Here is a 23,719-nt window from a genome sequence, read left to right as displayed (position 1 = left end):
ATCGTTCTGTATGGTGGAGGTGATGACTCGCCGGGTAGGAGGCCGATCGGGCGGCGAAAGCCGTGCGGGGTGGCGGTTTGCGCCTAAGCTACCGATGGGTAACATGAGGGCGGGGGACCAGGACGGGCATGCGCCCGGCCGGGCCACCCGCTGTCACACGCCCTCGGGCGCACCTGGCAGTCTTGGCATCCACGTGCACGTGCCCCGCGTGTGCGTACCGAGCATCCGGCGTCAGCCGCGGCGACGCGGTGGCGCACGCGAACACGGGAGGTCGGCCACCGGCCATGAACATCGTCGTCTGCGTGAAGCAGGTCCCCGACACGGCGACCGAGCGCAAGCTGCGGTCCGATGACAAGACGCTCGACCGCGACGCCGCCGACGGCGTCATCAATGAGCTCGACGAATACGCGGTCGAGGAGGCGCTGAAGCTGAAGGAGGCCCACGGCGGTGAGGTGACCGTCCTCACCATGGGTCCCGACAAGGCCAGCGACACCATCCGCAAGGCTCTGGCCATGGGCGCCGACAAGGCCGTCCACCTGGTCGACGACGGCCTGCACGGCTCGGACGCCCTGGGCACCTCCTACGCCCTGGCGCAGGCGCTGAAGAAGATCGGGTTCGACCTGGTCGTGCTCGGCTCCGAGTCCACCGACGCCCGCACCGGCGTGCTCGCCGCCATGCTGGCCGAGCGCCTGGGCGTGCCGCAGCTCACCTTCGCCAGGAAGGTCGAGATCGGCAACGAGTCCATCGCGATCGAGCGCGTCACCGACTACGGCTACGACAAGGTCGAGGCCTCGCTGCCCGCGGTCGTCTCCGTGGTCGAGAAGATCAACGAGCCGCGCTACCCGTCCTTCAAGGGCATCATGGCCGCCAAGAAGAAGCCGGTCGAGAAGCTCGGCCTCGCCGACGCCGAGATCGACGCCTCCCAGGTGGGCCTGGCCAACTCCTGGAGCGAGGTCGTCGACTTCGCCGCCGCCCCGGCGCGCGCTGCCGGCACGGTCGTCAAGGACGAGGGCGACGGCGGCGTGAAGGCCGCCGAGTTCCTCGCGTCGAAGAAGTTCATCTGAGGACGGGAGGAATAACTGACATGTCCGAAGTTCTCGTTCTCGTCGAGCACGTCGAAGGCCAGATCAAGAAGGTCACGCTGGAGCTGCTGACGCTCGCCCGCAAGCTGGGCACCCCGTCGGCGGTCTGGGCCGGGCCCGGCTACTCCGCCGACGCCAAGGCCAAGCTGGCCGAGCACGGCGCCGAGAAGATCTACGTCGCCGACGCCGCCGACATCACCGACTACGTCGTCGCGCCGAAGGTCGACCTGCTCCAGCAGCTCGTCTCCTCGGCCTCCCCGGCCGCGGTGCTCGTCGCCGCGACGGCCGAGGCCAAGGAGATCGCCGGCCGGCTCGCCGTACGGACCGACTCCGGCGTGCTGACCGACGTGGTCGGCCTCGAGGACGGCGCGGTCGCCGACCAGTCCATCTTCGGCGGCGGCGTCAACGTCCGCTCCCGCGTGACCAAGGGCACCCCGATCATCGCGGTCCGCCCGAACGCGGTCCCGGTCGAGGCCGCCGCGGCCGCGGGCGCCGAGGAGCAGGTCTCCGTGGCCGTCTCCGACGCCTCCAGGACCGCCAAGGTCGTGGAGCGGGTCAAGGAGGAGAAGGGCGCCCGTCCGGAGCTCACCGAGGCCGCGATCGTGGTCTCCGGTGGCCGGGGCGTGGGCTCGGCCGAGAACTTCTCGATCGTCGAGAAGCTGGCCGACTCGCTCGGCGCGGCCGTCGGCGCCTCCCGCGCCGCCACCGACGCCGGCTGGTACCCGCACCAGTTCCAGGTCGGCCAGACGGGTAAGACCGTCTCGCCGCAGCTCTACATCGCGGCCGGCATCTCCGGCGCCATCCAGCACCGGGCCGGCATGCAGACCGCCAAGACGATCGTCGTGATCAACAAGGACCCCGAGGCGCCGATCTTCGAGATCGCCGACTTCGGTGTCGTGGGCGACCTCAACCAGGTCGTCCCGCAGCTGACCGAGGAGATCGCCAAGCGCAAGTAGGCGCCGGCGGACCCGTACGGAGAACCGCGAGGAGGGGCGGGAGCATCATGCTCCCGCCCCTCCTCCATGTCCGGGGGCGCCGGGGGCGGGTCAGACCGCCAGGGTGAGCCCGGGCTCGGGGGCCCGCGCCGGGGCCGGGGCGGCCGTGCCGTACCGGGGCAGGAACCGGGCGGCCAGGGCGATCGCCAGGCCGAGCACGACGGCGGCGCCGAGGGCGGCCCGCAGCGAGATCAGGTCGGACAGGAAGCCGATGACCACCGGGCCGAGCAGCAGGCCGGTGTAGCCCATCGCGCCCGTCTGGGCGATCGCCGGGCCGGGGTTGCGGGTGGCGTCGCCCGCCATGGACATGGCCACCGGCGAGACCGTCGCCACCGAGACACCCACGAAGAACATGACCGCCACGGCGAGCGGCGCCCAGGGGACGGTGATGACCACGGCGAAGCTGACGGCGGTGCCCAGGCCCGAGAAGGCGATCATGCTCCGGGCGCCGAACCGGGTCCGCACCCGGTCGCCGGCGAGACGGGCGAGCAGCATGCCCGCCTGGAAGACCGGGTAGCCGAGCGCGGCGAGGGCCTCCGGGGCGCCGAGCGTGCCGCGCAGGTACAGGCCGTTCCAGTCGGCGATCGTGCCCTCGACCATGAACGCGCAGAACGCGATCACGCCGAGCAGGTACACCACCGGGGGCAGCTTCTGGCGGGTCCCGGCCCGGGAGGCCGCCGCCTCGGGGGCGGGGTCGGGCAGGTAGGAGCGGCTGACGAGCACCAGCGCGGGAAGCGCGGCCAGGGCGACGAGGGCCAGGTGGACCGTGACCGGCAGCCCGGCCGCGATGGCCGCGGCGCCGACCACGCCGGCGCCCATCGCGCCCACGCACCAGCCGGCGTGCATGCCGTTCATCAGCGGGCGGCCGTGGGCGCGCTCGACCGTCGAGCCCTGCGCGTTCATCGCGACGTCCAGCGCGCCGAAGGCCAGCCCGAACAGTCCGGCCGCGACCAGCAGCGCCGGGAAGGCGGGCGCGAACGCCACCAGGGCCAGGGTGGCGGCGCAGAGGGGGGCGCCGACCCGCAGGACGCTCCGGCTGCCGAAGCGCGTCATCACCCGGCGCATGGACTGCATGGTCACCAGCGCGCCCAGTCCCCACACCAGCAGCGTGAGGCCGACCGAGGACTCGGACAGGCCGAGCTTGTCGGAGAGGGCGGGCAGGCGCACGGTCATCGATCCGCACAGCAGTCCACCGAGTACGAAAGTGAGGATTGCCCCGTTGCGGGCCCTCCTCAGGTCGCGGGTCATTACAACGTTCCCTTCTGTGCAGGTCATGTTCGCGGAGGTCGTGCGATGAGGCCCGCCGGGCGCGCCGCGCCGGACCGGCCCCGTGCGGGGGCGGCCTGGAGGTCGCGGACGTGCGGCGGGGTCCCGCGGGCGCGGGAGGGCCCCGGAGCGGGGGCAGATGTGGGGGGAGAGGAGGCGCGGGGCCGCGGCGGCTAGCCGGGCAGCAGGTCCAGCAGGCGCTGCCTCAGCTCGTCGTAGTGCCGCTCGTCGTAGAGGTCCGGGTCGTGGCTGGCCACGTCCCAGATCCCCTCACAGGCCAGCCGTACGATCCGCGCGGCCACCGGGTCGGGCTCGGACTCCAGGCCCTCGCGATGCCAGCGGGCCATCGCCTCGCGCAGCGGGGCCAGCAGGTAGGGGCTGCCGGAGGCTCCGGTGACCACCGCCCAGCGGCGCAGTCTGCCGCTCCGCACGGCGGCGAGCGTGGCGTCCAGGTAGTTCCTGGTGTAACCGTCGTGGCCCTGGGCGGCGACGAGCTCGTCGAACTCGCCGATCAGTCGCTCGACCATGCCCTTGATCAGGGCTTCTTTGGTGGCGAAGTGGTAGAGCAGGCCGCCCTTGCTGCATCCGGCGCGCTCGGCGACGGCCGACAGGGTGAGTGCCGAGGAGCCCTGGTCGGAGAGCAGATCCTCCGCCGCGTCCAGGAGCTCGTCTCGTCTCATGGTCGGGAACTGTACCGTCCGGACGGTTCAGTAGCAAACGCCGGGGACGGTGCCTCTCCTGGGCGCGGATACCCTTGGAAGGCTGCACAACGAGGCGCGGAGGGGGAGCATGGCCGTCAAGACCGCCTATCTCGATCACGCGGCGACCACGCCGATGCTCCCCGAGGCGATCGAGGCGATGACCGCCCGGCTCGGCGACGTCGGCAACGCCTCCTCCCTGCACGCGGCGGGCCGGCGGGTCCGCCGGGTGGTGGAGGAGTCGCGAGAGTCCATCGCCGACGCGCTCGGCGCCCGCCCCAGCGAGGTCGTGTTCACCTCGGGCGGCACGGAGGCCGACAACCTGGCGATCAAGGGCCTCTACTGGGCCCGCCGGGCCAAGGGCGCGACCCGCGTCCTGGTCAGCGCGGTCGAGCACCACGCCGCCCTCGACCCCGCCCACTGGCTGGCCGACCACCAGGACGCCACCGTCGAGTTGCTCGACGTCGACGAGTTCGGCCGGGTGCACCCCCAGGCCCTCCGCGAGGCCGTCGAACGCGACCCGGACAGCGTCGCCCTGGTGAGCGTGATGTGGGCCAACAACGAGGTCGGCACCGTCCAGCCGGTCCGCGTGCTCGCCGGCATCGCCCGCGACCACGGCATCCCCTTCCACACGGACGCGGTCCAGGCCGTCGGCCAGCTCCCGGTGGTCTTCTCGGAGTCCGGTGTGGACGCGCTGACGCTCTCCGGGCACAAGGTCGGCGGCCCGATGGGCGTCGGAGCCCTGCTGCTGGCCCGCGGCGTCGACCCGGTCCCGGTGCTGCACGGAGGCGGGCAGGAGCGCGACGTGCGCTCGGGCACGCTCGACGCCCCGGCGATCGCCGGCCTGGCGGCGGCCGTGCGGGCCGCGGTCACCCGGCAGGCCGAGCTGGCGGCCCGGCTGACCGCACTCCGCGACGACCTCGTCCGCCGGGTACGGCAGGCCGTGCCCGACGTGATCCTCAACGGGGATCCGGTGAACCGCCTCCCCGGCAACGCGCACTTCTCCTTCCCCGGCTGCGAGGGCGACGCGCTGCTCATGCTCCTGGACGCCAAGGGCGTGGAGTGCTCCACCGGCTCCGCCTGCTCGGCCGGGGTCGCCCAGCCCTCCCACGTGCTGCTCGCCATGGGCGCCGACGGCGTCCGGGCCCGGGGCTCGCTGCGCTTCTCCCTCGGCCACACCTCGACCGAGGAGGACGTCGACCGCGTCGCCGAGGTGATCGGCTCGGTCGTGGAGCGCGCCCGCCGCGCCGGCCTGTCCTGATCCCCGGGTCCCACCGGGGGGATCGCGCCGGGCACGGCCGGCGGACCGTCAGCCGTCGAGCCGGTAGAGACGGAGGAAGTCGTTGTCGACCGGGAGCACGGCGCACCGCCGGAAACCCGCCTCGGCCGCGTAGGCGCGGAGGACGTCGGCGCGCAGCACGGTGCCGGTGGCCGCCGACGGCTGCTCGACCAGCTGGGTGGGCAGGCAGTGCGTGACGCTCCAGCCGTACATCATCCGCTCCACCTTGTCGCCGGGCGCGGTGAACCGGTCGGCCACCCGCTCGTCGGCGACCAGCACCGCACCGCCGGGAGCCAGGGCGGCGCGGACGGCCCGCAGCGCCTCCACCGGCCGCGGGAAGTCGTGCAGCGCCTCCAGGATCAGCACCAGGTCGTAGGGGCCGGAGCCGGCCATCGACGCCGCGTCCGCGCGCGTCAGGCGGATCCGGTCGGCGAGACCGGCCCGCTCGGCCTGTTCGCGCGCCTCGGCGATCGAGGCCTCGTCGAGGTCGATGCCCTCCACCTCGGCGTTCGGGAAGGCGCGAGCGACCGCGAGGGTGGACCAGCCCTGGCCGCAGCCCACATCGGCGATGCGCGGGCGCGGGGCCGCCCTCAGCCGCGCGACCACGTCGGGCAGGGCGGCCAGCCAGGCGGCGGGCAGCTCGTGGGTGAAGGCCGGCCGGTTGATGCGGCCCTGGCCGTGCCGGAAAGCCTGGCCGTACGCCCCGTAGGGCACGCCCTCGCCGGTGCGGTAGGCCCCGGCGACCAGGGGGAGCACGCCGCCGATCCCGGCGAGCAGGTGCGCGAACGGCGCGACGTGCGCGGGGTCGTCGGCGTGCAGCAGCACCCGGGCGTGCGCGGGGTCGAGGCGGTAGCGGCGCTCTCCGGCGTCCCGGCCGCCGTCCGCCTCCAGCAGGCCGGCGACCGCCTGCTGCTCCAGCCACTCGCGGGCGTAGCGCGGGGCGATCCCGGCGTGCTCGGCCAGCTCGGCCGGGGTCAGCGGGCCGTTCCGTTCCAGGGCCCGGTAGAGGCCCAGCTCGGTGCCGAGGTAGACCGAGAAGAGCTCCAGGGCGCCGACGGCGCTGTCGAACAGCCGCTCGGCGAGCAGGGCGCCGCGGTCGGCCCCGGCCTGCGGGGAGGCGGTGGTGTGCGGGGTGGTCATGACGTGTCCTTCCTGGTGAGGGGAACGGCATGCCGTCAGGATTCCCGGAGCGGGCTGCAGGAAAGAAGGCGGAACCCCAGAAGGCGGCGTGGTACGGCGTGCGGTCCTGTCCGGGTCCCTCACCGCGCTGTTCCGGCCGGATCCCGCGGTCCCGTGCCGGACCCGCCCACGGCGACCGGCCCACCGCGGGAACGCGGGACCCGCGCCCACGGACCCGGCCCGGCACGGGAACGCCGGACCCGGCCCGGCACGGAACCGCGCGCCGTACGGGGACGGCCCGAGGCGTCAGCTCAGGAACGGGGAGACGGCGATCCAGCCGGGGTCGCCGGTGACGTCCACCCGGGGACGTCCTTCCTCCCAGCTCACCACGAGCTCTTTGGCGTGGATCGCCGCGTCCCCCGCCGGGTCGGCGTAGACGTGCAGCACCCGCTGGCCCTCGGCGCTGGTGTGCACGGCGAGCACGGCGCTGCCGTTCAGCCGGCTGATCCGCCGGGCGAGGCGCTCCTCGAAGTCGCGCAGCGCCTCCAGCGACGGCCCGACGGGCAGGCCGTCGGCGTCGCGGTGCTGGTAGGGCAGGGTGATCGCGATGTGCTGGTCGAAGAGCGGGTGGTCGACCGGCCGGAGGGGGTAGCGGGCGGTGGCGATCAGCCGGGCGCCGCCGGCGGTCTCGCCCTCCAGCAGCGCCCACTGCTCGTGGCGGAAGTCGGAGGCCAGGTCGGCGACCACACTGGGCAGGTGGACGGCGGGCACGGCGTCGATGGGCGGCACCTGGGAGGCGGAGATGTCGCCGATCCAGCGGGCCACGTCGTCCTCGCCCAGCAGCCAGTCGAGGGCGAGCAGCGTCGCCTCGGTCCTGCTGTCGGAGTCGAGGAGACCGAAGATCGGATGGTGGGCGGTCACGTCGAGGCGGGGCTTGCCGTACGGGGCCCGCAGGCCGAGCACGAGCTTGTCCAGCCCGAACTCGTGACCTCCCACGCCGATCACCAGGTCCAGGGCGTGCGGGTTGGGCTGCCTGGACGGGTGGAACTCCCACAGCGCGTCGGCGGGCGGCGCGGCGGCCGCCCAGCGGTGAGCCAGGGGGCGCAGTTCGGGATCTCCCGCGGCGGTGACCACCAGGGCCTGGTCGGCGGCGCGCCCGGGGATGATCTCCCAGGCGAGGGAGGGGTGGATCACCTGCACCGCGGGAGCGATCCACTCGGCCAGCCGGTCGGCCTGCCCAGCGGCGACCATCGCGTCCAGCTCCGGTCTCGCCCCGGCCCACCACGACCAGAACTCGGCCGTGCCGTCGGCGGGTTCGTCGCCGGATTCGCTCTTGCGCCCGAACAGTCGCATGGCTCCGGATTCTCCCAGTACGACGGTGCGTCTGCCAACGCAGGTAGGCTTCAAGAGTTATGGCTCTCCGTGTGCTTGCCGCCATGTCCGGCGGCGTCGACTCCGCCGTGGCCGCCGCCCGCATCGCCGAGGCGGGCCACGAGGTCACCGGCGTGCATCTGGCACTGTCGGCCAACCCGCAGTCCTACCGGACCGGCGCCCGCGGCTGCTGCACGATCGAGGACTCACGGGACGCCCGCCGGGCCGCCGACGTGATCGGCATCCCCTTCTACATCTGGGACATGGCCGAGCGGTTCCACCGGGACGTGGTCGAGGACTTCGTCAGCGAGTACGCCGCCGGCCGCACGCCCAACCCCTGCCTGCGCTGCAACGAGAAGATCAAATTCGAGGCGGTGCTCGACCGGGCGCTGGCGCTGGGCTTCGACGCCGTGGCCACCGGCCACCACGCCCGGCTCGTCGACGGCGTGCTGCACCGCAGCCCCGACGAGGGCAAGGACCAGTCCTACGTGCTCGGCGTGCTCACCCGCGAGCAGCTCGGCCACGCGATGTTCCCGCTCGGCGACTCCACCAAGGCGGAGGTCCGCGCGGAGGCCGCGCGCCGCGGGCTCACCGTGGCCGACAAGCCCGACAGCCACGACATCTGCTTCATCGCCGACGGCGACACCCGGGGCTTCCTCGCCGGCCGCCTCGGCAGCGCCGAGGGCCCGATCGTGGACGAGTCCGGGCAGGTCGTCGGCACGCACGAGGGCGCCTACGGCTTCACGGTCGGCCAGCGCAGGGGACTGCGCATCGACCGCCCGACCCCCGACGGCAGGCCGCGCTACGTGCTCTCGATCGAGCCGGTCTCCAACACGGTCCGGGTCGGCCCGCGCTCGTCGCTGGAGGTCACCTCCATCACCGCCGTCCGGCCGGTCTGGAACGGCCCGGTGGACGCGCCCCGCGAGCCGCTGGACTGCACGGTGCAGCTCCGCGCCCACGGCGAGGTGTACGGCTGCCGCGCCCGGGTCTCCGATGACGGCTCCGAGGTCGGCATCGTGCTGGACGCCCCCGCCACCGGGGTGGCGGCGGGCCAGGCCGCGGTGCTCTACCTGGGCGACGCCGTGATCGGCTCCGCCACCATCGCCTCCGCCGTCTGACCCCCGCAGGCCAGGGGAGGAGCGGAGACCGCTCCTCGCGACAGCCGGACGGCCCGCCCGGGATCCGGGAGTCGTCGGCGGATCAGGAGGCCCGGCGGGTGGTCTCGGAGCGGAAGCTGCGCCCGAGTTCGGGGCCGAGGCCGTGGTAGTGCCGGAAGTTGTAGATCAGAGGGCTCCAGGCGGCGGGGTCGACGTGGTCCGTTCCCGGGACGACGATGTGGGGTGCGGCGTGCACGCGCAGCACCCGCGACTCGACGATGAGGAAGCCCCCTGTCCCGTCGGGCCGGATGCCCTCGGCACGCGCCTCCAGCTGGAGGGGGCAGCCGGCGACGCGCGGCGGCCGGACGAGGCCGGAGGGCTCGGGGCGCAGCCCGGCCGCTTCGAACTTGTCGTTCTCGTACCGGTAGAGGCCCTGTTTCTCGGCCGGCACCGGGTGGCGGCCGGTGAGAGGCGCCAAGCGCTCGACGGCCGTCCACTGCTCCGGCGCGGGAAGATTGATCACCAGGTCGGGGCGCTCCATGAGGTTGTGCGCGGTCTGGCTGGAGCGCGCCAACCCCATGACCACCACCTGGCCCAGCGCCCACGCCGAGGAGATGGGCGCGAGATTGATGCCTGCGTCGCCGTTCTCAGTGGTCAGCAGGACCACCGGTGTCCCGAAGTACAGGATGTTCGGGGAGATCACCAGGTGGCCGTCGTCCGTGTGCGTGGTCATGGCCGTCACCGTAGGAGCGGGACGTTTCGGCGGAACCCGAAGTCTCCCGTTGCGAAGATGGGCCGGTGAGCAGACGCGACATGCCCGAATCGGCACCTCGGTCCGCCCGGGGCGGCCCTCGCCGGCGGCCGACCCCGCGCCGCGGCCGTCCCCGTCGGATCCCGCTCCGGGCCGATCCCCCCGAGTCTCAGGGCAGGTCGACGGACTCGCCGGGCGCGAGGCGGCGCATCTCGGCCCGCTGGGCGTCCGACTCGATCTGCAGCCACCGGTCGACCAGGCCGAGCCCGATCTCGTTGAGCAGGCCGTCGTGGGTGGAGAAGGCCCGGGCGGGGCGGACCTCGCGCAGGTAGGCCACCATCTCCGGCAGCTTCATCCACGGCGCGTTGGCCGGCACCAGCAGCGTGGGGACCTCGGTGCCGGGCGGGGTGAACGCGTCGCCCGGGTAGAAGACCTCCTCGTCCACCATGAAGCCGACGTTCTGCACGACCGGCTGGTCCGGGTGGTTGGGGGCGTGCCACTCGCCGACGGCCCCGACCCGGAACCCCGCCGTCTCGAAGGTGTCGCCGTCGCGCACCGTCTGGATCTTCGCCGGGACGCCGGCGAGCGTGGCGGCGACGGCCTCGCAGGTCCAGATCTCCAGTGACGGGTCGGCCTCGGCGGCCCGGCGGAGCCGGTCGGGCTCGACGTGGTCGAAGTGCTCGTGGGTGATGAGCACGGCCCGGGCGCCCTCGAGCGCGGACTCCTCGCTGAAGGAGCCGGGGTCGATCACCAGGGCGGAGCCGTTCTTCTCGAGGCGGACGCACGCGTGGCCGAACTTGGTGAGCTTCATGATCGTATTCTATCGGCGTGCCTCCCGCGGGCCCGGAGGGCGCTCCGGTCGTCTCCGCGCCGTCCGCGCCGTCCGCGCCGTCCGCGGTGTTCGCGGTGTTCGCGGTGTCCGGGGGCGCTGCGGGCGCCCCGCGCCCCGCGTGCTCCCCGCCCGGCCGCGGCCGTGATCGGCGCACGGGCCTAAGCTGGCCACCGTGGAGACGTTTCCGTGGGATGAGGCGACCGCGACCGGCATCGGGTCGCATCCGGGGGAGGACCACGCCGAGGCGCTCAGGCTCGTCCTCGGGGAGCTTCCCGGCCTGCCGTACCTGCCCGAGCTGCCGGCCCGGGGCGTCGGCGCCGACATGATCGGACGGGCGGCCGCGCTCCTGGTGGAGCTGCCCGTGGAGGTGCAGCCGTCGGGCTGGCGGTTCACCGACCGGCCCGGCCGGGACGCCAAGCGCGCCCGTGACCACCTGCGGCGCGACCTCGACGGACTGGAGGAGGCGGCCCAGGGGTACGAGGGGCCCTTCAAGATCCAGGTGTGCGGGCCGTGGACTCTGGCCGGGGCCGTCGAGTTGCGGCACGGTGACCGGACGCTCGCCGACGCCGGGGCGGTGCGCGACCTGGCGGAGTCCTTCGCCGAGGGGCTCGCCGCGCACGTGGCCCAGGTGCGCAGGCGGGTGCCGGGCATCACCGAGCTCGTGGTCCAGCTCGACGAGCCGGGCCTGCCCGGTGTGCTGGCGGGCACCGTGCCGACGGCGTCGGGGTTCGGCCGGCTGCGCGCGGTCGAGGCCCCGGTCGCGACCGAGCGGCTCCGGTCGGTGCTGGCGGCCCTGCCGGAGGGGTCCTTCCCGATCGTGCACTGCTGCGCTCCCGAGGTGCCCTTCGGGGTCCTGCGCGGGGCGGGGGCGAGAGGGGTCTCGCTGGACGCCGCCCTGCTGCGCCGCCGCGACGAGGACGGGATCGGCGAGGCCGTCGAGGCGGGGACGGCATTCTTCCTCGGGGTCGTGCCCGGCCGGGACGCTCCGCCGGCGGACGTCGGCGTGGTCGCCCGGCCCGCCGTGGAGCTCTGGCGCCGGATGGGCTTCGCGCCCGCGGCCCTGGCCCGGCAGGTCGTGCTCACCCCCTCCTGCGGCCTGGCCGGGGCCTCGCCCGGCTACGCCAGGGCCGCGCTGGCCAGGTGCCGTGAGGCGGCCCGCGTGCTCCGGGAGGACCCCGGCGACTGACCGCCGGTCCCTCCCCGGAGGCGGGTACGGCGGGGGCCCGCCCGGGACGCGTCCAGCGGGATGAAACGGGCCTTCAAGCGGGCCGCAAGCGCATGGCCGTATTTCTTGACATGTAACAGAGGCGGCTACATGTCTGGAGTTCTCATGCGTACCGGTACCCGTGTCCTGGTCGGTCTGACCGCTGCCGCGGCTCTCGTCCTGGGCGGGTCCACGGCGGCCTCGGCCGCCACGGCGACCTCCGGCTGGAAGTGGGGGCCGATCCACTCCACCGACGGCCACGCCACCGCCAGGGGGAAGATCGTCGTCACCCAGAGCGCCTTCCAGATCCGGGGCAGCCTCGACGACACCCGGGGGAGGGGGTGCTCGTGGATCCTGCTGCGCTGGCAGAAGGGGAGCGACGGCAGGCGGGGCTCGGCGGCCTACTACAACTGCACCCCCGGCACGGGGACGTTCCGCAAGAACATCTCCTACCCCCTGACGGTCGAGGCGAAGGTCTGCCGCGGCACCTCCAAGAAGCCGACCGACCGGTGCAGCTCCTGGAAGACCATCTACCGCCAGGGCGGCTGATCTCCAGCCCTGTCGGTGCCCGGCGATAGATTCTCCCTGCCGGTCCGACGAGGGGAGAGCAGGCGATGGGCGTTGAGGTCGAGGGCGTTCCGGCGGCGGCGCTGGAGCGGCACGCGGAGCTGAGCGAGCTGGTCGAGGAGGCCAACTGGCGCTACTACGTGCTCGACGCGCCGACCGTCAGCGACGCGCAGTACGACGCGTGGATGCGGGAGCTGCACGCGCTGGAGGAGGAGCATCCGAGCCTGCGCACCCCCGACTCGCCGACGCAGAAGGTCGGGGCCCCGGTCTCCGGCGACTTCACGCCGGTCGGGCACCTGAGCCCGATGGAGAGCCTGGGCAACGCGTTCAGCGCCGACGACCTGGCCACCTGGGTGTCGCGGGTCGAGCGGCTGGCCGAGCAGGACCCCGGCCCCTACCTGTGCGAGCTGAAGATCGACGGTCTGGCGATCTCGCTGGTCTACGAGAAGGGCCGCCTGGTCAGGGGCGTCGTCCGCGGCGACGGCCGGGTGGGCGACGACGTGACGGCCAACGTGCGCACGATCGCCGACGTCCCGCACCGGCTGACCGGTGACGACGTGCCCGACCTGGTGGAGGTCCGGGGTGAGATCTACATCCCGGTCGAGGAGTTCGCCAAGCTCAACGAGCAGCTCGTCGCGGCGGGCAGGCCCCCGTTCGCCAACCCGCGCAACTCGGCGGCGGGCTCGCTCCGGCAGAAGGACCCGCGGGTCACCGCCCAGCGCCCGCTGCGGATGCTCGTCCACGGGACCGGCGTCTGGCAGGGGAGCACGAGGCCGCCCACCCAGTCGGCGGTCTACGAGCGGCTTCGGGAGTTCGGCCTGCCGGTGAGCGATCTGTGCAGGGTCGTCGACGACCTCGACGGCATCAACGGCTACGTCGAGCACTACCGCGAGCACCGCCACGACCCGGCTTACGAGATCGACGGCGTCGTGGTGAAGGTCGACCGCATCGACCTGCAGCGCGACCTGGGCTCCACCAGCCGGGCGCCGCGCTGGGCGATCGCCTACAAGTACCCGCCGGAGGAGGTCAACACCGAGCTCCTCGACATCCAGGTGGGAGTCGGGCGGACGGGCCGGGTCACGCCGTTCGGCGTCATGGAGCCGGTCGTGGTGGCGGGTTCCACGGTCGAGCGGGCCACGCTCCACAACGGTTCGGAGGTCGCGCGCAAGGGCGTGCTGATCGGTGACACCGTGGTGCTGCGCAAGGCGGGCGACGTGATCCCGGAGATCGTCAAGCCGGTCGTGGAGCTGCGCGACGGCACCGAGCGCGCGTTCACGATGCCCACGCACTGCCCGGAGTGCGGCACCGAGCTGGCCTACGAGAAGGAGGGCGACGCCGACCTGCGCTGCCCCAACACCCGGGCCTGCCCGGCGCAGCTCCGGGAGCGCATCTTCTTCGCCGCGAGCCGCAAGGCGCTAGACATCGAGGGCTTGGGCTACGTCGCGGCCACCGCGCTGACCCAGCCGCTCCCGCCGCACGATCCGCCGATCCGCACTGAGGCCGACCTGTTCGACCTGACCATCGAGCAGCTGCTGCCGATCGAGTCGGTCGTCCGCGACCCCGACACCGGGCTGCCGAAGACCGACCCGGAGACCGGCGGGCCCAGGGTCGTGACCTTCTTCGCCAACAAGGACGGCACGCCCAGCAAGAACGCCGAGAAGATGCTCCAGGAGCTGGAGAAGGCCAAGACCCAGCCGCTCTGGCGGGTGCTGGTCGCGCTCTCCATCCGGCACGTCGGCCCGCCCACCGCCCAGGCCGTCGCCGCGGAGTTCCGTTCGCTCGACGCCATCGCGGAGGCCACCGAGGAGGAGCTCGCCGCGGTCGAGGGCGTCGGTCCGAGGGTGGCGGCGGCGATCCACGACTGGTTCCGGGTCGACTGGCACCGCCGGATCGTCGACCGGTGGAGGGCCGCCGGGGTCCGGATGGAGGACGAGCCGCCGGCCGACCTGCCGCCGCAGACCCTGACCGGGCTGACCTTCGTGGTCACCGGCACGCTGGCGGACTACACCCGCGACGAGGTGGGGGCGGCGCTGGCCGCCCGGGGCGGCAAGGTCTCCGGCTCGGTGTCGAAGAAGACCTCCTTCCTGGTGGCCGGTGAGAACGCCGGGTCCAAATACGACAAGGCGGTCAAGCTGAAGGTGCCGATCCTCGACGGGCGCGGCCTGGCGGTCCTGCTGGAGGAGGGGCCCGAGGCGGCCGCCGCCGTGGCGGTCCGGCCGGAGGAATGATCGGAGCGGGTCACTGAGCGTAAGGGTGCGCACCGCTGTGTAGGCGTTTTCCGGGTTTCGTCACACACGGTACGCAATCGGTTTCGCGAAGTGGCTCGGAGGCCGTACTCTCCCATAGTGAACTAATGGGGGTTTTATTACTCATGGCCGACCCAACGGATACGCGCGACACCGGGCCTCGGAGGGGATCCCCCCTCTGGACCTACCTGACGGCGGTCACCGCCGCCGGGATCATCGCCCTGCTCGCGGTGCTGTGGCGGGTGAGCCCCGCGGCACTGGCGGACCTCGCGGGCTCCCCGCTGTTCTGGACGCTCCTGGTCCTGGTCGTGCTGGGAGACCTGCGCCCGGTGATGCTCTCGTCGTCGGTGGCGGCCGGCGGGACCTACCCGTCGACGATGTTCACCTTCGCCGTGCTGCTCCACTGCGGGCTGCCGGTCGCCGTGCTGATGCAGACGGTCGGCATCCTGGTCAACGGGGCGGTCACCCGCAAGGCGTGGCACCGGACGCTGTTCAACCTCGCCCAGGTGACACTGGCCGCCACGGCGGCCGGGGTGGTGCTGGTGGTGTTCGGCCACCGCCCGGCGTCGGAGACCGCCTGGGTGCCCGAGGGCGAGGACCTGCTCGCGATCGGGATGGCCGCGCTGGCCTACTTCACGGTCCGGGCGCTGCTGGTGTGCGGCGCGGTCGCGCTGCACGAGCGCCGGTCGGTCCACCGGGTGATCAGGACCACGATCGGCCACCAGAGCCTGGTCTACGCCGCGCTGCTCGGTCTGGCGCCGCTGGTCGCGGTGGTCATGGACCATTCCCCCGCGCTGGTGCCGCTGTTCATCGCGCCACTGGCGGCGGTCTACTTCACCGCCACGCTCTCGCTCCGCCGCGACCACCAGGCGATGCACGACGGGCTGACCGGGCTGCCCAACCGCAAGCTCCTCGTGCTGCGCACCGAGGAAGCGCTTGCCGAGGCCCGGCAGGGGGAGCGGGTCGGCCTGCTCCTGCTGGACCTCGACCGCTTCAAGGAGGTCAACGACACGCTCGGGCACCCGGTCGGGGACCGGCTGCTGCAGACGGTGGCGCACCGGCTGACCCACAGCGTGCGCCCCGGCGACGTGGTCGCCCGGCTCGGCGGCGACGAGTTCGCGGTGCTGCTCCCCTCGGTGCGGGACGCGGCGGCGGCCCGCGAGGTGGCCGCGCGCCTGCGGGTGGCCCTCACCGAGCCGGTCCGGCTGGAGGGCATGACCTTCGACCTCGACGCCTCGGTCGGCATCGCGCTCCATCCCGACCACGCGCCGGACTTCGAGCTGCTGATGCAGCGCTCCGACGTGGCGATGTACCTGGCGAAGGAGGGGCGGACGGGGGTCGAGGTCTACGTCGCAGACAAGGACCGCAACAGTCCCGAGCGGCTCAGCCTCCTCGGCGACCTGCGCCGGGCGATCGACGGCTCCGAGCTCGTCCTCCACTACCAGCCGAAGATCGACCTGGCCGTCGGGGAGGTGCGGGGGGTGGAGGCGCTGCTGCGCTGGCGCCACCCGGTGCGGGGGACGATCCATCCGGAGGAGTTCATCCCGCTGGCCGAGCAGTCCTATCTGATGCGCCAGCTCACCGAGTACGTCATCGACGCCGCGCTGGAGCAGGCCGCCCGCTGGTGGCACTCGGGCGTGCACGAGCAGATCTCCGTCAACGTCTCGGCGCGCGACCTGCTCGACGCCGCGCTGCCCGAGCGGCTGGAGGCCGGCCTGGCGAAGTACCGGCTGCCGCCCAAGGCGATCCAGCTGGAGGTCACCGAACGCATCCTGATGACCGACCAGGCCTACACCGCCGACGCCGTACGGGCTCTGACGAGACTGGGCGTGCCGCTCGCACTGGACGACTTCGGCACCGGCTACTCCTCCCTGGTCCGCCTGCAGCGGCTCCCGGTCGCCGAGGTGAAGATCGACTCCTCGTTCGTGCGCCGGATCTGCGACTCGCAGGACGACGCGCGGATCGTCCGCTCCATCGTCGACCTGGTCCGCTCCCTGGGCCTGCGCTCGGTCGCCGAGGGCGTCGAGTCGGGGGAGACGGCCGAGCGCCTGGCCGCGATGGGCTGCGATCTCGGCCAGGGCTGGTGGTTCGCCCACCCGATGCCCGCCGCCGAGGCCACGGCCTGGCTGCGCGAGCGCCGGGACCAGGGGACGGACCAGGGGAAACCCGTCTTCCCGGTGCGCGGCACCGCCGGTCTCCTCGACCCCCAGACGGCCTGACGCGCCCGGGGCCCCGGTGGCGGTTCCTCGGCCCGGCTCCCCGGCCGCGGTGTGGTCCTCCGGTGCGGACGAGGTCCTGTTCCCGGGATCGCCGGAGGTCGAGAAACCGGGACCGGGTCTTCTCCAGGGGCGAGCGGGCCATGCCCGGCCGGAGATCCGCCGGGTAAGGGTACCGGAGTGCTCAGTTCCAGGCGTTCATCAGGTCATCGGGGCCGTACGAGGCGGTCAGTCCCGAGCAGGAGACCCCGTTGCGGGAGACGGCGACCAGCGGAATCGGTTCTTCGGTGAGGGTGGCGCGATGCCCTGCCAGTGCGGCGAGGTCGCGATCGTCGAAGGCGGAGTTCTCCAGCCACTTGATGGAGCCGAGGAAGCGCAGCTCCCGCGCTATGGGACCGCGATCGGCCCCGACGATGTCGATCTCCACGTCATTGCTGCGCGTCCAGTAGGAGCCGATGGCCGGGGCGTCGGGAAGTCCCCCGTCAGGGAGCAGCCGGGCCAGCGCCTCGCGTGCCAGCGGTTCGATGGCGCGTCCTCGCCAGGCGCTCCAGCGCGAGACGACGCGCCGCAGGGTGAGGTCGCCTCGCCGACGCTCTATCTCCGCCATGTGGGGGGAGATGAAGGAGAGCCAGAACCGCAGGTAAGGGTCCGTGATCCGGTAGCGGCGCTCCTTGGAGGGGCGAAGGGAGATCGGGAGCTCGCCGGCCACCAGCCCCTTGGTGATCAGCAGTTCGGCCGCGCGGGAGAGTGTGCTGTGCGAGATGCCTCCCGCGCTCCGGGCGATGTTGGTGAATGTGCGTTCGCCGCTGCCGATCGCCTGCAGTACCTGGCGGGCCTGGGCCTCCGCGGGGAACTCCGCCGCGAGTGAGCGCTCGGCGGAGACCAGGAGGGCGGAGACCGGGTTCGTCAGAGCACTGTGCAGGTACTCCCGCAGGGAGGCCCCGCGCGGCCACTCGCCGCAGATCAGGGGCAGACCGCCGGTGACGAGCGCGGCGTCGAACGCGTCGGCGGAGGAGAGACGGAGCATGCGCTGGATCTCGCGGGGATTGAGCGGTCCGACGACCATCTCGGTCCCGCGCTGGTGGAAAGGCCGTTCGTAGTTGTTGAGGGCCTCCATCATCGACAGATCGGACCCGATGAGGAGGAGCAGGACGGGTTTCCTGCTGAGATACCGGTCCCAGGCGCGTTGCAGCAGGCCTTCGAAGGCGTCGACCCGCTCCATGAGATAGGGCACCTCATCGATCACGACGATCGAGGGCCGGTCGTCGGGGAGGGCGTCCGCCAGGACCTGGAGGGCGCCGTTCCACGTACCTGGCGCCGCCTCCGCGAACAGGTCCTTTCCCGGCAGTCCGGAGGTGGAGACATCGGTCGTGAACTGCTCCAGTTCGGCCCGGGCATCGGCCCGGGCCGACGTGTAGAACAACGACGGCGCCCCGCTCCGGCTGATGAACTCCTCGGCCAGGGCCGACTTCCCGATGCGTCGCCGTCCCCGCATCAGCACGCACCGGCCGGGGCGCGCTGTGCCGATCTCCGCTCGCACGCGGTCGAACAGCGAGGTGAGGGAGGCCAGTTCATGCTCCCGGCCGACGAACTCGCCCATGCTGCCTCCGATGCTTCTCCCCTCGATACTATCGCCAGCGATAGTATCGCCACGGATACTATCGCTGGCGATAGTGGACAGGCATCTTGATGGAGCGTCCTCCCTGCTCCGTGTCATGTGCTCCACCCGGCAGGGCGTGTGCCCTGCCGATGGCGAGATGGCGGGGTCGGGAGGCACCGCGCGACCGGGCCGGGCCGTACGGAACCCGAGGAGTCGGGCACGCACGGTCACGCACTCTAGGATGACAGTGTCCGATTGCCATTCCACGAAACGGGTTCGACGACTCATGTCCGCCATAACCCGCGACGAGGTCGCTCACCTCGCCCGGCTGTCCAGGCTGGCGCTCTCCGACGAGGAGCTCGACCACTTCGCCGCCCAGCTCGATGTGATCATCGGTGCGGTCGCCCGCGTCGCCGAGGTGGCGGCCGACGACATCCCGCCGTCCTCGCACGCGCTCCCGCTCACCAACGTCTTCCGTCCCGACGAGGTACGGCCGGGCCTGACGCCCGAGAAGGCGCTGTCCGGCGCCCCGGCCGTCGAGGAGAACCGCTTCCGCGTCCCGCGCATCCTCGGGGAGGAAGAGTAATGAGCCTGATCCACAAGACCGCCGCCGAGCTCGGCGCGCTGATCGCGAGCGGCGAGACCTCGGCCGTCGAGGTCGCCCAGGCCCACCTCGACCGGATCGCCGCCGTCGAGCCGCAGGTCAACGCCTTCCTGCACGTCGACGCCGAGACGACCCTCGCCCAGGCGCGCGAGGTCGACGGACGCCTGGCCGCCGGGGAGAAGCTCGGCCCGCTCGCCGGCGTGCCGATCGCGCACAAGGACGTCTTCACCACCGTCGACATGCCGACCACGGCCGGCTCGAAGATCCTCGAGGGCTGGCGCCCGCCGTACGACGCGACCGTGACCCGCCGGCTCCGCGAGGCCGGGCTGGTGATCCTCGGCAAGACCAACCTCGACGAGTTCGCGATGGGCTCCTCCACCGAGAACTCCGCCTACGGCGTCACCCGCAACCCGTGGGACCTGTCCCGCATCCCGGGCGGCTCCTCCGGCGGCTCCTCCGCGGCGGTCGCCGCCTACGAGGCGCCGCTGTCCACCGGCACCGACACCGGCGGCTCCATCCGGCAGCCCGCCGCGGTCACCGGCATCGTCGGCATGAAGCCGACCTACGGCGGCTCCTCCCGCTACGGCCTGATCGCCTTCGCCAGCTCCCTGGACACCCCGGGCCCGTTCGCCCGGACCGTGCTGGACGCGGCGCTGCTGCACGAGGCCTTCTCCGGCCACGACCCCATGGACTCCACCTCCATCGACGCCGCGGTGCCGAGGGTCGTCGAGGCCGCCCGCGAGGGCGACGTGGCGGGCCTGCGGATCGGCGTGGTCAAGGAGTTCGGCGGCGAGAACGCCGAGGGCTACCAGCCGGGCGTGCTCGCCCGCTTCCGCGAGACCGTGGAGCTGCTGGAGTCCCTCGGCGCCAAGATCGTCGAGGTCTCCTGCCCGTCGTTCACCACCGCGCTGCCCGCCTACTACCTCATCGCCCCGTCGGAGTGCTCGTCCAACCTGGCCCGCTTCGACGCCATGCGGTACGGCCTGCGCGTCGGCGACGACGGCACCCGCTCGGCCGAGGAGGTCATGGCGCTCACCCGGGCCCAGGGCTTCGGCCCCGAGGTCAAGCGCCGCATCATCCTGGGCACCTACGCGCTGTCCAGCGGCTACTACGACGCCTACTACGGCCAGGCGCAGAAGGTCCGCACGCTGATCGCCCGCGACTTCGAGGCGGCCTTCCACCAGGTCGACGTGCTCGTCTCGCCGACCACGCCGACCACCGCGTTCCCGATCGGCGAGCGCGCCGACGACCCCATGGCGATGTACCTCGCCGACCTGTGCACGATCCCGACGAACCTGGCCGGCAACGCCGCCATCTCGGTGCCGTGCGGCCTGGCGGACGAGGACGGCCTCCCGGTCGGCCTGCAGATCATGGCCCCGGTCCTCGGCGACGACCGCTGCTACCGGGTCGGCGCAGCCGTGGAGCGGGCCCTGACCGACCGCTGGGGCGGCGGCCTGCTGTCCAAGGCGCCGGCGCTCTAGGCGCGGACTCTGGGCACGGACAGGGCGCTGGAGGAGGAATCGGGGGCGTGATCACTCGTATCGAGATCGACGGGTTCAAGTCGTTCCTGGACTTCGAGATCGACGTGCCGCCGTTCCTCGCGCTGGTCGGGCCCAACGACGGCGGCAAGTCGAACCTGTTCGACGCGCTGAGCTTCGTCGTGGACGAGGTCAGCGGCGCCGGCGGGCTCCTCGGCGTGCGCCGGGGCGTGCCGGGCGAGCAGTTCCACCGGGTCGCCCAGGGCGCCCCGGTGGCGGCGTTCACGGTGGAGGTGGAGTCCCTGGTCTCACCGGAGGCCGGGGCCGTGCTGCCGGTACGGCTGGCCACGGGCGCGGAGATGGTGCTGCGGATCCCCAGGTCCACCGGGGTGGACGTCGGCCACGTGGCCCGGCGGCTCCCGGCGGAGCTGCTGGAGCTCATGGTGGTGGACCCGGACCCGATCGCCACGTCCCGCCGCACGGTCGCCGGGTGGCGGCGCTACGCCCCCGCGCCGCAGGCCATGCGGGCCCGGCGCTCCCCGGGCGACCGCGGGCCGCTCGCCCCCGACGGGGCGAACCTCGCCGCGGTGCTCGGCCGGATGGCGGGGACGGCGGCCCTGGCCGACCTGGTGGCCGACCTCGCCGCGCTGGTGCCCGGGGCGGCCGGCCTGGCGCCCCGGCTGGAGCGCGGGGAGTGGTGCTTCGACCTGGTCCTGGACGGGCAGGGAGCGGTCCCGGCCGCGCTGCTGTCGGACGGGACGTTGCGGATCCTCGGCCTGCTGACGGCCCTGCACGACCCGGACCACCCGGTCACCCTCATGGTGGAGGAGATCGAGACCGGGGTGCACCCCGGCCGCCTGCGGGAGCTGCTCCGGCGGGTCCGGCGGCTGGTCCGCGAGCCCGGCGGCGCCGAGCCGTACCGGCAGGTGATCGTGACCAGCCACTCGCCGGTGGTGGTCGCCGAGCTGTCCCGGACGGCGCCGGAGTCGCTGGCGTTCCTGGACGCGGTGGTGCGCGTCGATCCGGAGCGCGACCGGGTCTCCCGGGTGACCGTGGCCAAGCCGGTCCTGGCCGACGGGGAGCCCGGCACGTTCGTCTCGCCCCGGCAGGTCCGCGAGTACCTGGACGCGGCGGCATGACCCGCCCCCTGGTCCCGGGCCTGGTCGCAGAAGGGGAGGCCGACGAGGACTTCCTGAGCGCGGTCATCTCCCGGCAGCTCCGTGAGCTGGTGCGGGACTCTCCGCATACAGTGGACGTCGAGGCCACGCGGGTCATCACGTGCGACCGCGAGCAGCGGGTCGCCGCGCTGGAACGGCTCGCGGGCGACTGCCACTTGATCTTCGCCCGGGACGGCCGGGCGCGGGGGAGGGCGGACGGCGTCCGCTACCACTCGCACTACCTGGTGCCGGTGATCGGCCTGGGGGACACCGAGGCCTGGCCGCTGGCCGACCCCGCCGTCTGGGCCGGTCTGAGGGGCGGCGACCTGTCCGCGCTGCCCGCCGTGCCCGGTGACGTCGAGAGGATCGCCTACCCCCGCCAGGCGCTGGCCGCGGTCGCGCCCCGGCGGGGCAGGCCGGTCGGCGACTACTTCGAGTACATCGGACGGAACATCGACCTCGCCGTCCTGGCCCGGGTCCCCGGCTACGCGGACTGGGTCGCCGAGACGAGGAACGCACTGAAGGGACTTGCCTACCTGTGACTACCACCGAGACGCTCATGCCGTACGACGAGGCGCTGGAGCGCTTCGAGCCGGTCCTGGGCCTGGAGACGCACGTCGAGCTCGGCACGGCGTCGAAGATGTTCTGCGGCTGCCCGACCGCGTTCGGCGCGCCGCCGAACACCCAGGTCTGCCCGGTCTGCCTGGCGCTGCCCGGCTCGCTGCCGGTGGCCAACGCCCAGGCGATCGAGTCGACGATCCGGATCGGCCTGGCGCTGAACTGCTCCATCGCCGAGTGGTGCCGCTTCGCCCGGAAGAACTACTTCTATCCGGACATGCCGAAGAACTACCAGATCAGCCAGTACGACGAGCCGCTCTGCTTCGACGGCTACCTCGACGTCGAGGTGGACGGCGAGACCGTGCGCATCGAGATCGAGCGCGTGCACCTGGAGGAGGACACCGGCAAGTCCACCCACATGGGCGGCGCGACCGGCCGCATCCACGGCGCCGACTACTCGATCGTCGACTACAACCGGGCCGGCATCCCGCTGGTGGAGATCGTCACCAAGCCGATCCCCGGCACCGACCGGCTCGCCCCCGAGGTCGCCCGCGCCTACGTCACCGAGCTGCGCGAGGTCATGCGCGCCCTCGGCGTCTCCGACGTGCGGATGGAGGAGGGCTCGCTGCGTTGCGACGTCAACGTCTCCCTGATGCCGCGCGGCTCGTCGGAGTGGGGCACCCGGACCGAGACCAAGAACGTCAACTCGCTGCGCAGCGTCGAGCGCGCGGTCCGCAGCGAGATCGAGCGCCAGGCCGGCATCTTGGCCGGAGGCGGCCGCATCGTCCAGGAGACCCGCCACTTCCACGAGGACACCGGCACCACCAGCCCGGGACGGTCCAAGGAGGAGGCGCAGGACTACCGCTACTTCCCCGAGCCCGACCTGGTTCCGATCGCGCCGGACTTCGCCTGGGTGGCCTCGCTCAAGACCGCCCTGCCCGAGCTGCCGCGGCTGAAGCGCAAGCGGCTCCAGCAGGAGTGGGGCGTCTCCGACCTCGACATGGAGGCCATGCACAACGCCGACGCCATCGACCTGGTCGAGGCGACGGTGGCCGCCGGGGCGCCGCCCGCGGACGCCCGCAAGTGGTGGATGGGCGAGCTGGCCCGCCGCGCCAACGAGGCCGGGGTGCCGCTCAGCGCCCTGAAGATCACGCCGGACGAGATCGCGCGGGTCTGCGCGATGGTCGCCGGGGGCGCGCTCAACGACAAGCTGGCCCGTCAGGTGCTGGAGGGCGTGCTGAACGGCGAGGGCACGCCGGATGAGGTGGTCTCGGCCCGCGGCCTGCAGATCGTCAACGACGAGGGTGAGCTGCTGGCCATCATCGACCAGGTGCTGGCGGACAACGCCGACGCCGCCGAGAAGGTCCGCAGCGGCAAGATCGCCGCTGTCGGCGCGCTGGTCGGCGGGGTCATGAAGGCCAGCCGGGGCAAGGCCGACGCCGGCCGGGCCCGCGAGCTGATCCTGGAGCGGCTCGGCGTCTCGGAGTGACCGCCACCCGGGATGACGCCACCTGAGGATGACACCGCCCGGAATGACATCGCGTGGGGATGACCGCCGCCGGAGCGGTCACCGTTCCGGGGCGGGCGTGTCCGTCGAGC

The 23,719-nt window shown here is 73.0% G+C and carries 20 protein-coding genes; 13 read left to right on the top strand and 7 right to left on the bottom strand.

Annotation, left to right across the window (positions count from 1 at the left end; translation table 11 throughout):
* Positions 1-284: 284 nt before the first annotated feature.
* Both ACFOWE_RS20990 and ACFOWE_RS20985 read left to right on the top strand, forming a co-directional pair.
* Positions 285-1,064 carry an electron transfer flavoprotein subunit beta/FixA family protein gene (locus ACFOWE_RS20990; protein ID WP_377290352.1) on the top strand — a complete coding sequence of 260 codons (780 nt, stop codon included), beginning with the start codon at positions 285-287 and terminating at the stop codon, positions 1,062-1,064.
* Positions 1,065-1,084: 20 nt separating this feature from the next.
* The gene (locus ACFOWE_RS20985) at positions 1,085-2,038 is read left to right on the top strand and encodes an electron transfer flavoprotein subunit alpha/FixB family protein (protein ID WP_377290350.1); all 954 of its coding nucleotides are present in this window, start codon (positions 1,085-1,087) and stop codon (positions 2,036-2,038) included.
* Between the two features lie 90 nt (positions 2,039-2,128).
* Here the strand turns inward: ACFOWE_RS20985 and ACFOWE_RS20980 are convergent, their stop codons facing one another.
* A complete protein-coding gene (locus ACFOWE_RS20980; RefSeq protein ID WP_377290348.1) occupies positions 2,129-3,325 on the bottom strand; it encodes an MFS transporter in 1,197 nt (398 codons plus the stop codon).
* Between the two features lie 191 nt (positions 3,326-3,516).
* Complete coding sequence (locus tag ACFOWE_RS20975) at positions 3,517-4,023, bottom strand: TetR/AcrR family transcriptional regulator (RefSeq protein ID WP_377290346.1); 507 nt, start codon at positions 4,021-4,023, stop codon at positions 3,517-3,519.
* Positions 4,024-4,132: 109 nt separating this feature from the next.
* Between ACFOWE_RS20975 and ACFOWE_RS20970 the strand changes: the two genes are divergently transcribed.
* Positions 4,133-5,302 (top strand): cysteine desulfurase family protein, encoded by a 1,170-nt coding sequence (locus ACFOWE_RS20970; protein WP_377290344.1) that lies wholly within the window; start codon positions 4,133-4,135, stop codon positions 5,300-5,302.
* Positions 5,303-5,350: 48 nt separating this feature from the next.
* On the opposite strand, the gene ACFOWE_RS20965 is transcribed toward ACFOWE_RS20970, so the two are convergent.
* Positions 5,351-6,460: an SAM-dependent methyltransferase gene (locus ACFOWE_RS20965; protein WP_377290342.1), complete on the bottom strand. Its 1,110-nt coding sequence runs from the start codon at positions 6,458-6,460 to the stop codon at positions 5,351-5,353.
* A 285-nt stretch (positions 6,461-6,745) separates the two neighbouring features.
* Positions 6,746-7,792, bottom strand: a complete 1,047-nt coding sequence (locus ACFOWE_RS20960; protein WP_377290340.1) for a DUF695 domain-containing protein — start codon at positions 7,790-7,792, stop codon at positions 6,746-6,748.
* A 59-nt stretch (positions 7,793-7,851) separates the two neighbouring features.
* On the opposite strand from ACFOWE_RS20960, the gene mnmA reads away from it, so the two are divergent.
* Positions 7,852-8,928 (top strand): tRNA 2-thiouridine(34) synthase MnmA, encoded by a 1,077-nt coding sequence (mnmA, locus tag ACFOWE_RS20955; RefSeq protein ID WP_377290339.1) that lies wholly within the window; start codon positions 7,852-7,854, stop codon positions 8,926-8,928.
* An 82-nt stretch (positions 8,929-9,010) separates the two neighbouring features.
* On the opposite strand, the gene ACFOWE_RS20950 is transcribed toward mnmA, so the two are convergent.
* Both ACFOWE_RS20950 and ACFOWE_RS20945 read right to left on the bottom strand, forming a co-directional pair.
* Entirely contained in the window at positions 9,011-9,640 is a 630-nt protein-coding gene (locus tag ACFOWE_RS20950) for a flavin reductase family protein (RefSeq protein ID WP_377290337.1), read from the bottom strand.
* A 187-nt stretch (positions 9,641-9,827) separates the two neighbouring features.
* Positions 9,828-10,469, bottom strand: a complete 642-nt coding sequence (locus ACFOWE_RS20945; RefSeq protein WP_377290335.1) for an MBL fold metallo-hydrolase — start codon at positions 10,467-10,469, stop codon at positions 9,828-9,830.
* Positions 10,470-10,662: 193 nt separating this feature from the next.
* On the opposite strand from ACFOWE_RS20945, the gene ACFOWE_RS20940 reads away from it, so the two are divergent.
* The 4 genes from ACFOWE_RS20940 to ACFOWE_RS20925 all read left to right on the top strand — a co-directional run bounded on the left by ACFOWE_RS20940 (position 10,663) and on the right by ACFOWE_RS20925 (position 16,726).
* Positions 10,663-11,676 carry a methionine synthase gene (locus ACFOWE_RS20940; RefSeq protein ID WP_377290333.1) on the top strand — a complete coding sequence of 338 codons (1,014 nt, stop codon included), beginning with the start codon at positions 10,663-10,665 and terminating at the stop codon, positions 11,674-11,676.
* A 144-nt stretch (positions 11,677-11,820) separates the two neighbouring features.
* Positions 11,821-12,243: a hypothetical protein gene (locus ACFOWE_RS20935; protein ID WP_377290331.1), complete on the top strand. Its 423-nt coding sequence runs from the start codon at positions 11,821-11,823 to the stop codon at positions 12,241-12,243.
* Positions 12,244-12,308: 65 nt separating this feature from the next.
* Positions 12,309-14,489, top strand: coding sequence for an NAD-dependent DNA ligase LigA (gene ligA, locus ACFOWE_RS20930; protein WP_377290329.1), 2,181 nt, complete (start codon positions 12,309-12,311; stop codon positions 14,487-14,489).
* A gap of 143 nt (positions 14,490-14,632) precedes the next feature.
* Positions 14,633-16,726, top strand: a complete 2,094-nt coding sequence (locus ACFOWE_RS20925) for a putative bifunctional diguanylate cyclase/phosphodiesterase (protein WP_377290327.1) — start codon at positions 14,633-14,635, stop codon at positions 16,724-16,726.
* Positions 16,727-16,907: 181 nt separating this feature from the next.
* Here ACFOWE_RS20925 and ACFOWE_RS20920 read toward each other — a convergent pair whose 3' ends face one another.
* Positions 16,908-18,323, bottom strand: coding sequence for an ATP-binding protein (locus tag ACFOWE_RS20920; protein ID WP_377290325.1), 1,416 nt, complete (start codon positions 18,321-18,323; stop codon positions 16,908-16,910).
* A 286-nt stretch (positions 18,324-18,609) separates the two neighbouring features.
* Between ACFOWE_RS20920 and gatC the strand changes: the two genes are divergently transcribed.
* From gatC to gatB, 5 genes are read left to right on the top strand one after another with little or no spacing between them, the layout of a single operon-like run.
* Positions 18,610-18,909, top strand: a complete 300-nt coding sequence (gatC, locus tag ACFOWE_RS20915) for an Asp-tRNA(Asn)/Glu-tRNA(Gln) amidotransferase subunit GatC (protein WP_377290323.1) — start codon at positions 18,610-18,612, stop codon at positions 18,907-18,909.
* Positions 18,909-20,408, top strand: coding sequence for an Asp-tRNA(Asn)/Glu-tRNA(Gln) amidotransferase subunit GatA (gene gatA / locus ACFOWE_RS20910; RefSeq protein ID WP_377290321.1), 1,500 nt, complete (start codon positions 18,909-18,911; stop codon positions 20,406-20,408). Before gatC ends, gatA begins: the two co-directional genes overlap by 1 nt.
* A gap of 47 nt (positions 20,409-20,455) precedes the next feature.
* Positions 20,456-21,544, top strand: coding sequence for an AAA family ATPase (locus ACFOWE_RS20905; RefSeq protein ID WP_377290319.1), 1,089 nt, complete (start codon positions 20,456-20,458; stop codon positions 21,542-21,544).
* Entirely contained in the window at positions 21,541-22,104 is a 564-nt protein-coding gene (locus tag ACFOWE_RS20900; protein WP_377290317.1) for a hypothetical protein, read from the top strand. The genes ACFOWE_RS20905 and ACFOWE_RS20900 overlap by 4 nt, the downstream gene beginning before the upstream one ends.
* Positions 22,101-23,609 (top strand): Asp-tRNA(Asn)/Glu-tRNA(Gln) amidotransferase subunit GatB, encoded by a 1,509-nt coding sequence (gene gatB / locus ACFOWE_RS20895; RefSeq protein WP_377290315.1) that lies wholly within the window; start codon positions 22,101-22,103, stop codon positions 23,607-23,609. The genes ACFOWE_RS20900 and gatB overlap by 4 nt, the downstream gene beginning before the upstream one ends.
* The last annotated feature ends 110 nt before the right edge of the window (positions 23,610-23,719 follow it).

The organism is Planomonospora corallina, from assembly GCF_042650625.1.
GTDB lineage: Bacteria > Actinomycetota > Actinomycetes > Streptosporangiales > Streptosporangiaceae > Planomonospora_B > Planomonospora_B corallina.
The sequence above is the reverse complement of the archived record's forward strand: the minus strand, read 5'-3'. Positions and strand labels throughout refer to the sequence as shown.

What these genes read in the sequence shown, in the direction of transcription:
- ACFOWE_RS20990 (WP_377290352.1), top strand. Translation starts at nt 285, where the DNA reads ATGAACATCGTCGTCTGCGTGAAGCAGGTCCCCGACACGGCGACCGAG.
- ACFOWE_RS20985 (WP_377290350.1), top strand. Translation starts at nt 1,085, where the DNA reads ATGTCCGAAGTTCTCGTTCTCGTCGAGCACGTCGAAGGCCAGATCAAG.
- ACFOWE_RS20980 (WP_377290348.1), bottom strand. Translation starts at nt 3,325, where the DNA reads ATGACCCGCGACCTGAGGAGGGCCCGCAACGGGGCAATCCTCACTTTC.
- ACFOWE_RS20975 (WP_377290346.1), bottom strand. Translation starts at nt 4,023, where the DNA reads ATGAGACGAGACGAGCTCCTGGACGCGGCGGAGGATCTGCTCTCCGAC.
- ACFOWE_RS20970 (WP_377290344.1), top strand. Translation starts at nt 4,133, where the DNA reads ATGGCCGTCAAGACCGCCTATCTCGATCACGCGGCGACCACGCCGATG.
- ACFOWE_RS20965 (WP_377290342.1), bottom strand. Translation starts at nt 6,460, where the DNA reads ATGACCACCCCGCACACCACCGCCTCCCCGCAGGCCGGGGCCGACCGC.
- ACFOWE_RS20960 (WP_377290340.1), bottom strand. Translation starts at nt 7,792, where the DNA reads ATGCGACTGTTCGGGCGCAAGAGCGAATCCGGCGACGAACCCGCCGAC.
- mnmA (WP_377290339.1), top strand. Translation starts at nt 7,852, where the DNA reads ATGGCTCTCCGTGTGCTTGCCGCCATGTCCGGCGGCGTCGACTCCGCC.
- ACFOWE_RS20950 (WP_377290337.1), bottom strand. Translation starts at nt 9,640, where the DNA reads ATGACCACGCACACGGACGACGGCCACCTGGTGATCTCCCCGAACATC.
- ACFOWE_RS20945 (WP_377290335.1), bottom strand. Translation starts at nt 10,469, where the DNA reads ATGAAGCTCACCAAGTTCGGCCACGCGTGCGTCCGCCTCGAGAAGAAC.
- ACFOWE_RS20935 (WP_377290331.1), top strand. Translation starts at nt 11,821, where the DNA reads ATGCGTACCGGTACCCGTGTCCTGGTCGGTCTGACCGCTGCCGCGGCT.
- ligA (WP_377290329.1), top strand. Translation starts at nt 12,309, where the DNA reads ATGGGCGTTGAGGTCGAGGGCGTTCCGGCGGCGGCGCTGGAGCGGCAC.
- ACFOWE_RS20925 (WP_377290327.1), top strand. Translation starts at nt 14,633, where the DNA reads ATGGCCGACCCAACGGATACGCGCGACACCGGGCCTCGGAGGGGATCC.
- ACFOWE_RS20920 (WP_377290325.1), bottom strand. Translation starts at nt 18,323, where the DNA reads ATGGGCGAGTTCGTCGGCCGGGAGCATGAACTGGCCTCCCTCACCTCG.
- gatC (WP_377290323.1), top strand. Translation starts at nt 18,610, where the DNA reads ATGTCCGCCATAACCCGCGACGAGGTCGCTCACCTCGCCCGGCTGTCC.
- gatA (WP_377290321.1), top strand. Translation starts at nt 18,909, where the DNA reads ATGAGCCTGATCCACAAGACCGCCGCCGAGCTCGGCGCGCTGATCGCG.
- ACFOWE_RS20900 (WP_377290317.1), top strand. Translation starts at nt 21,541, where the DNA reads ATGACCCGCCCCCTGGTCCCGGGCCTGGTCGCAGAAGGGGAGGCCGAC.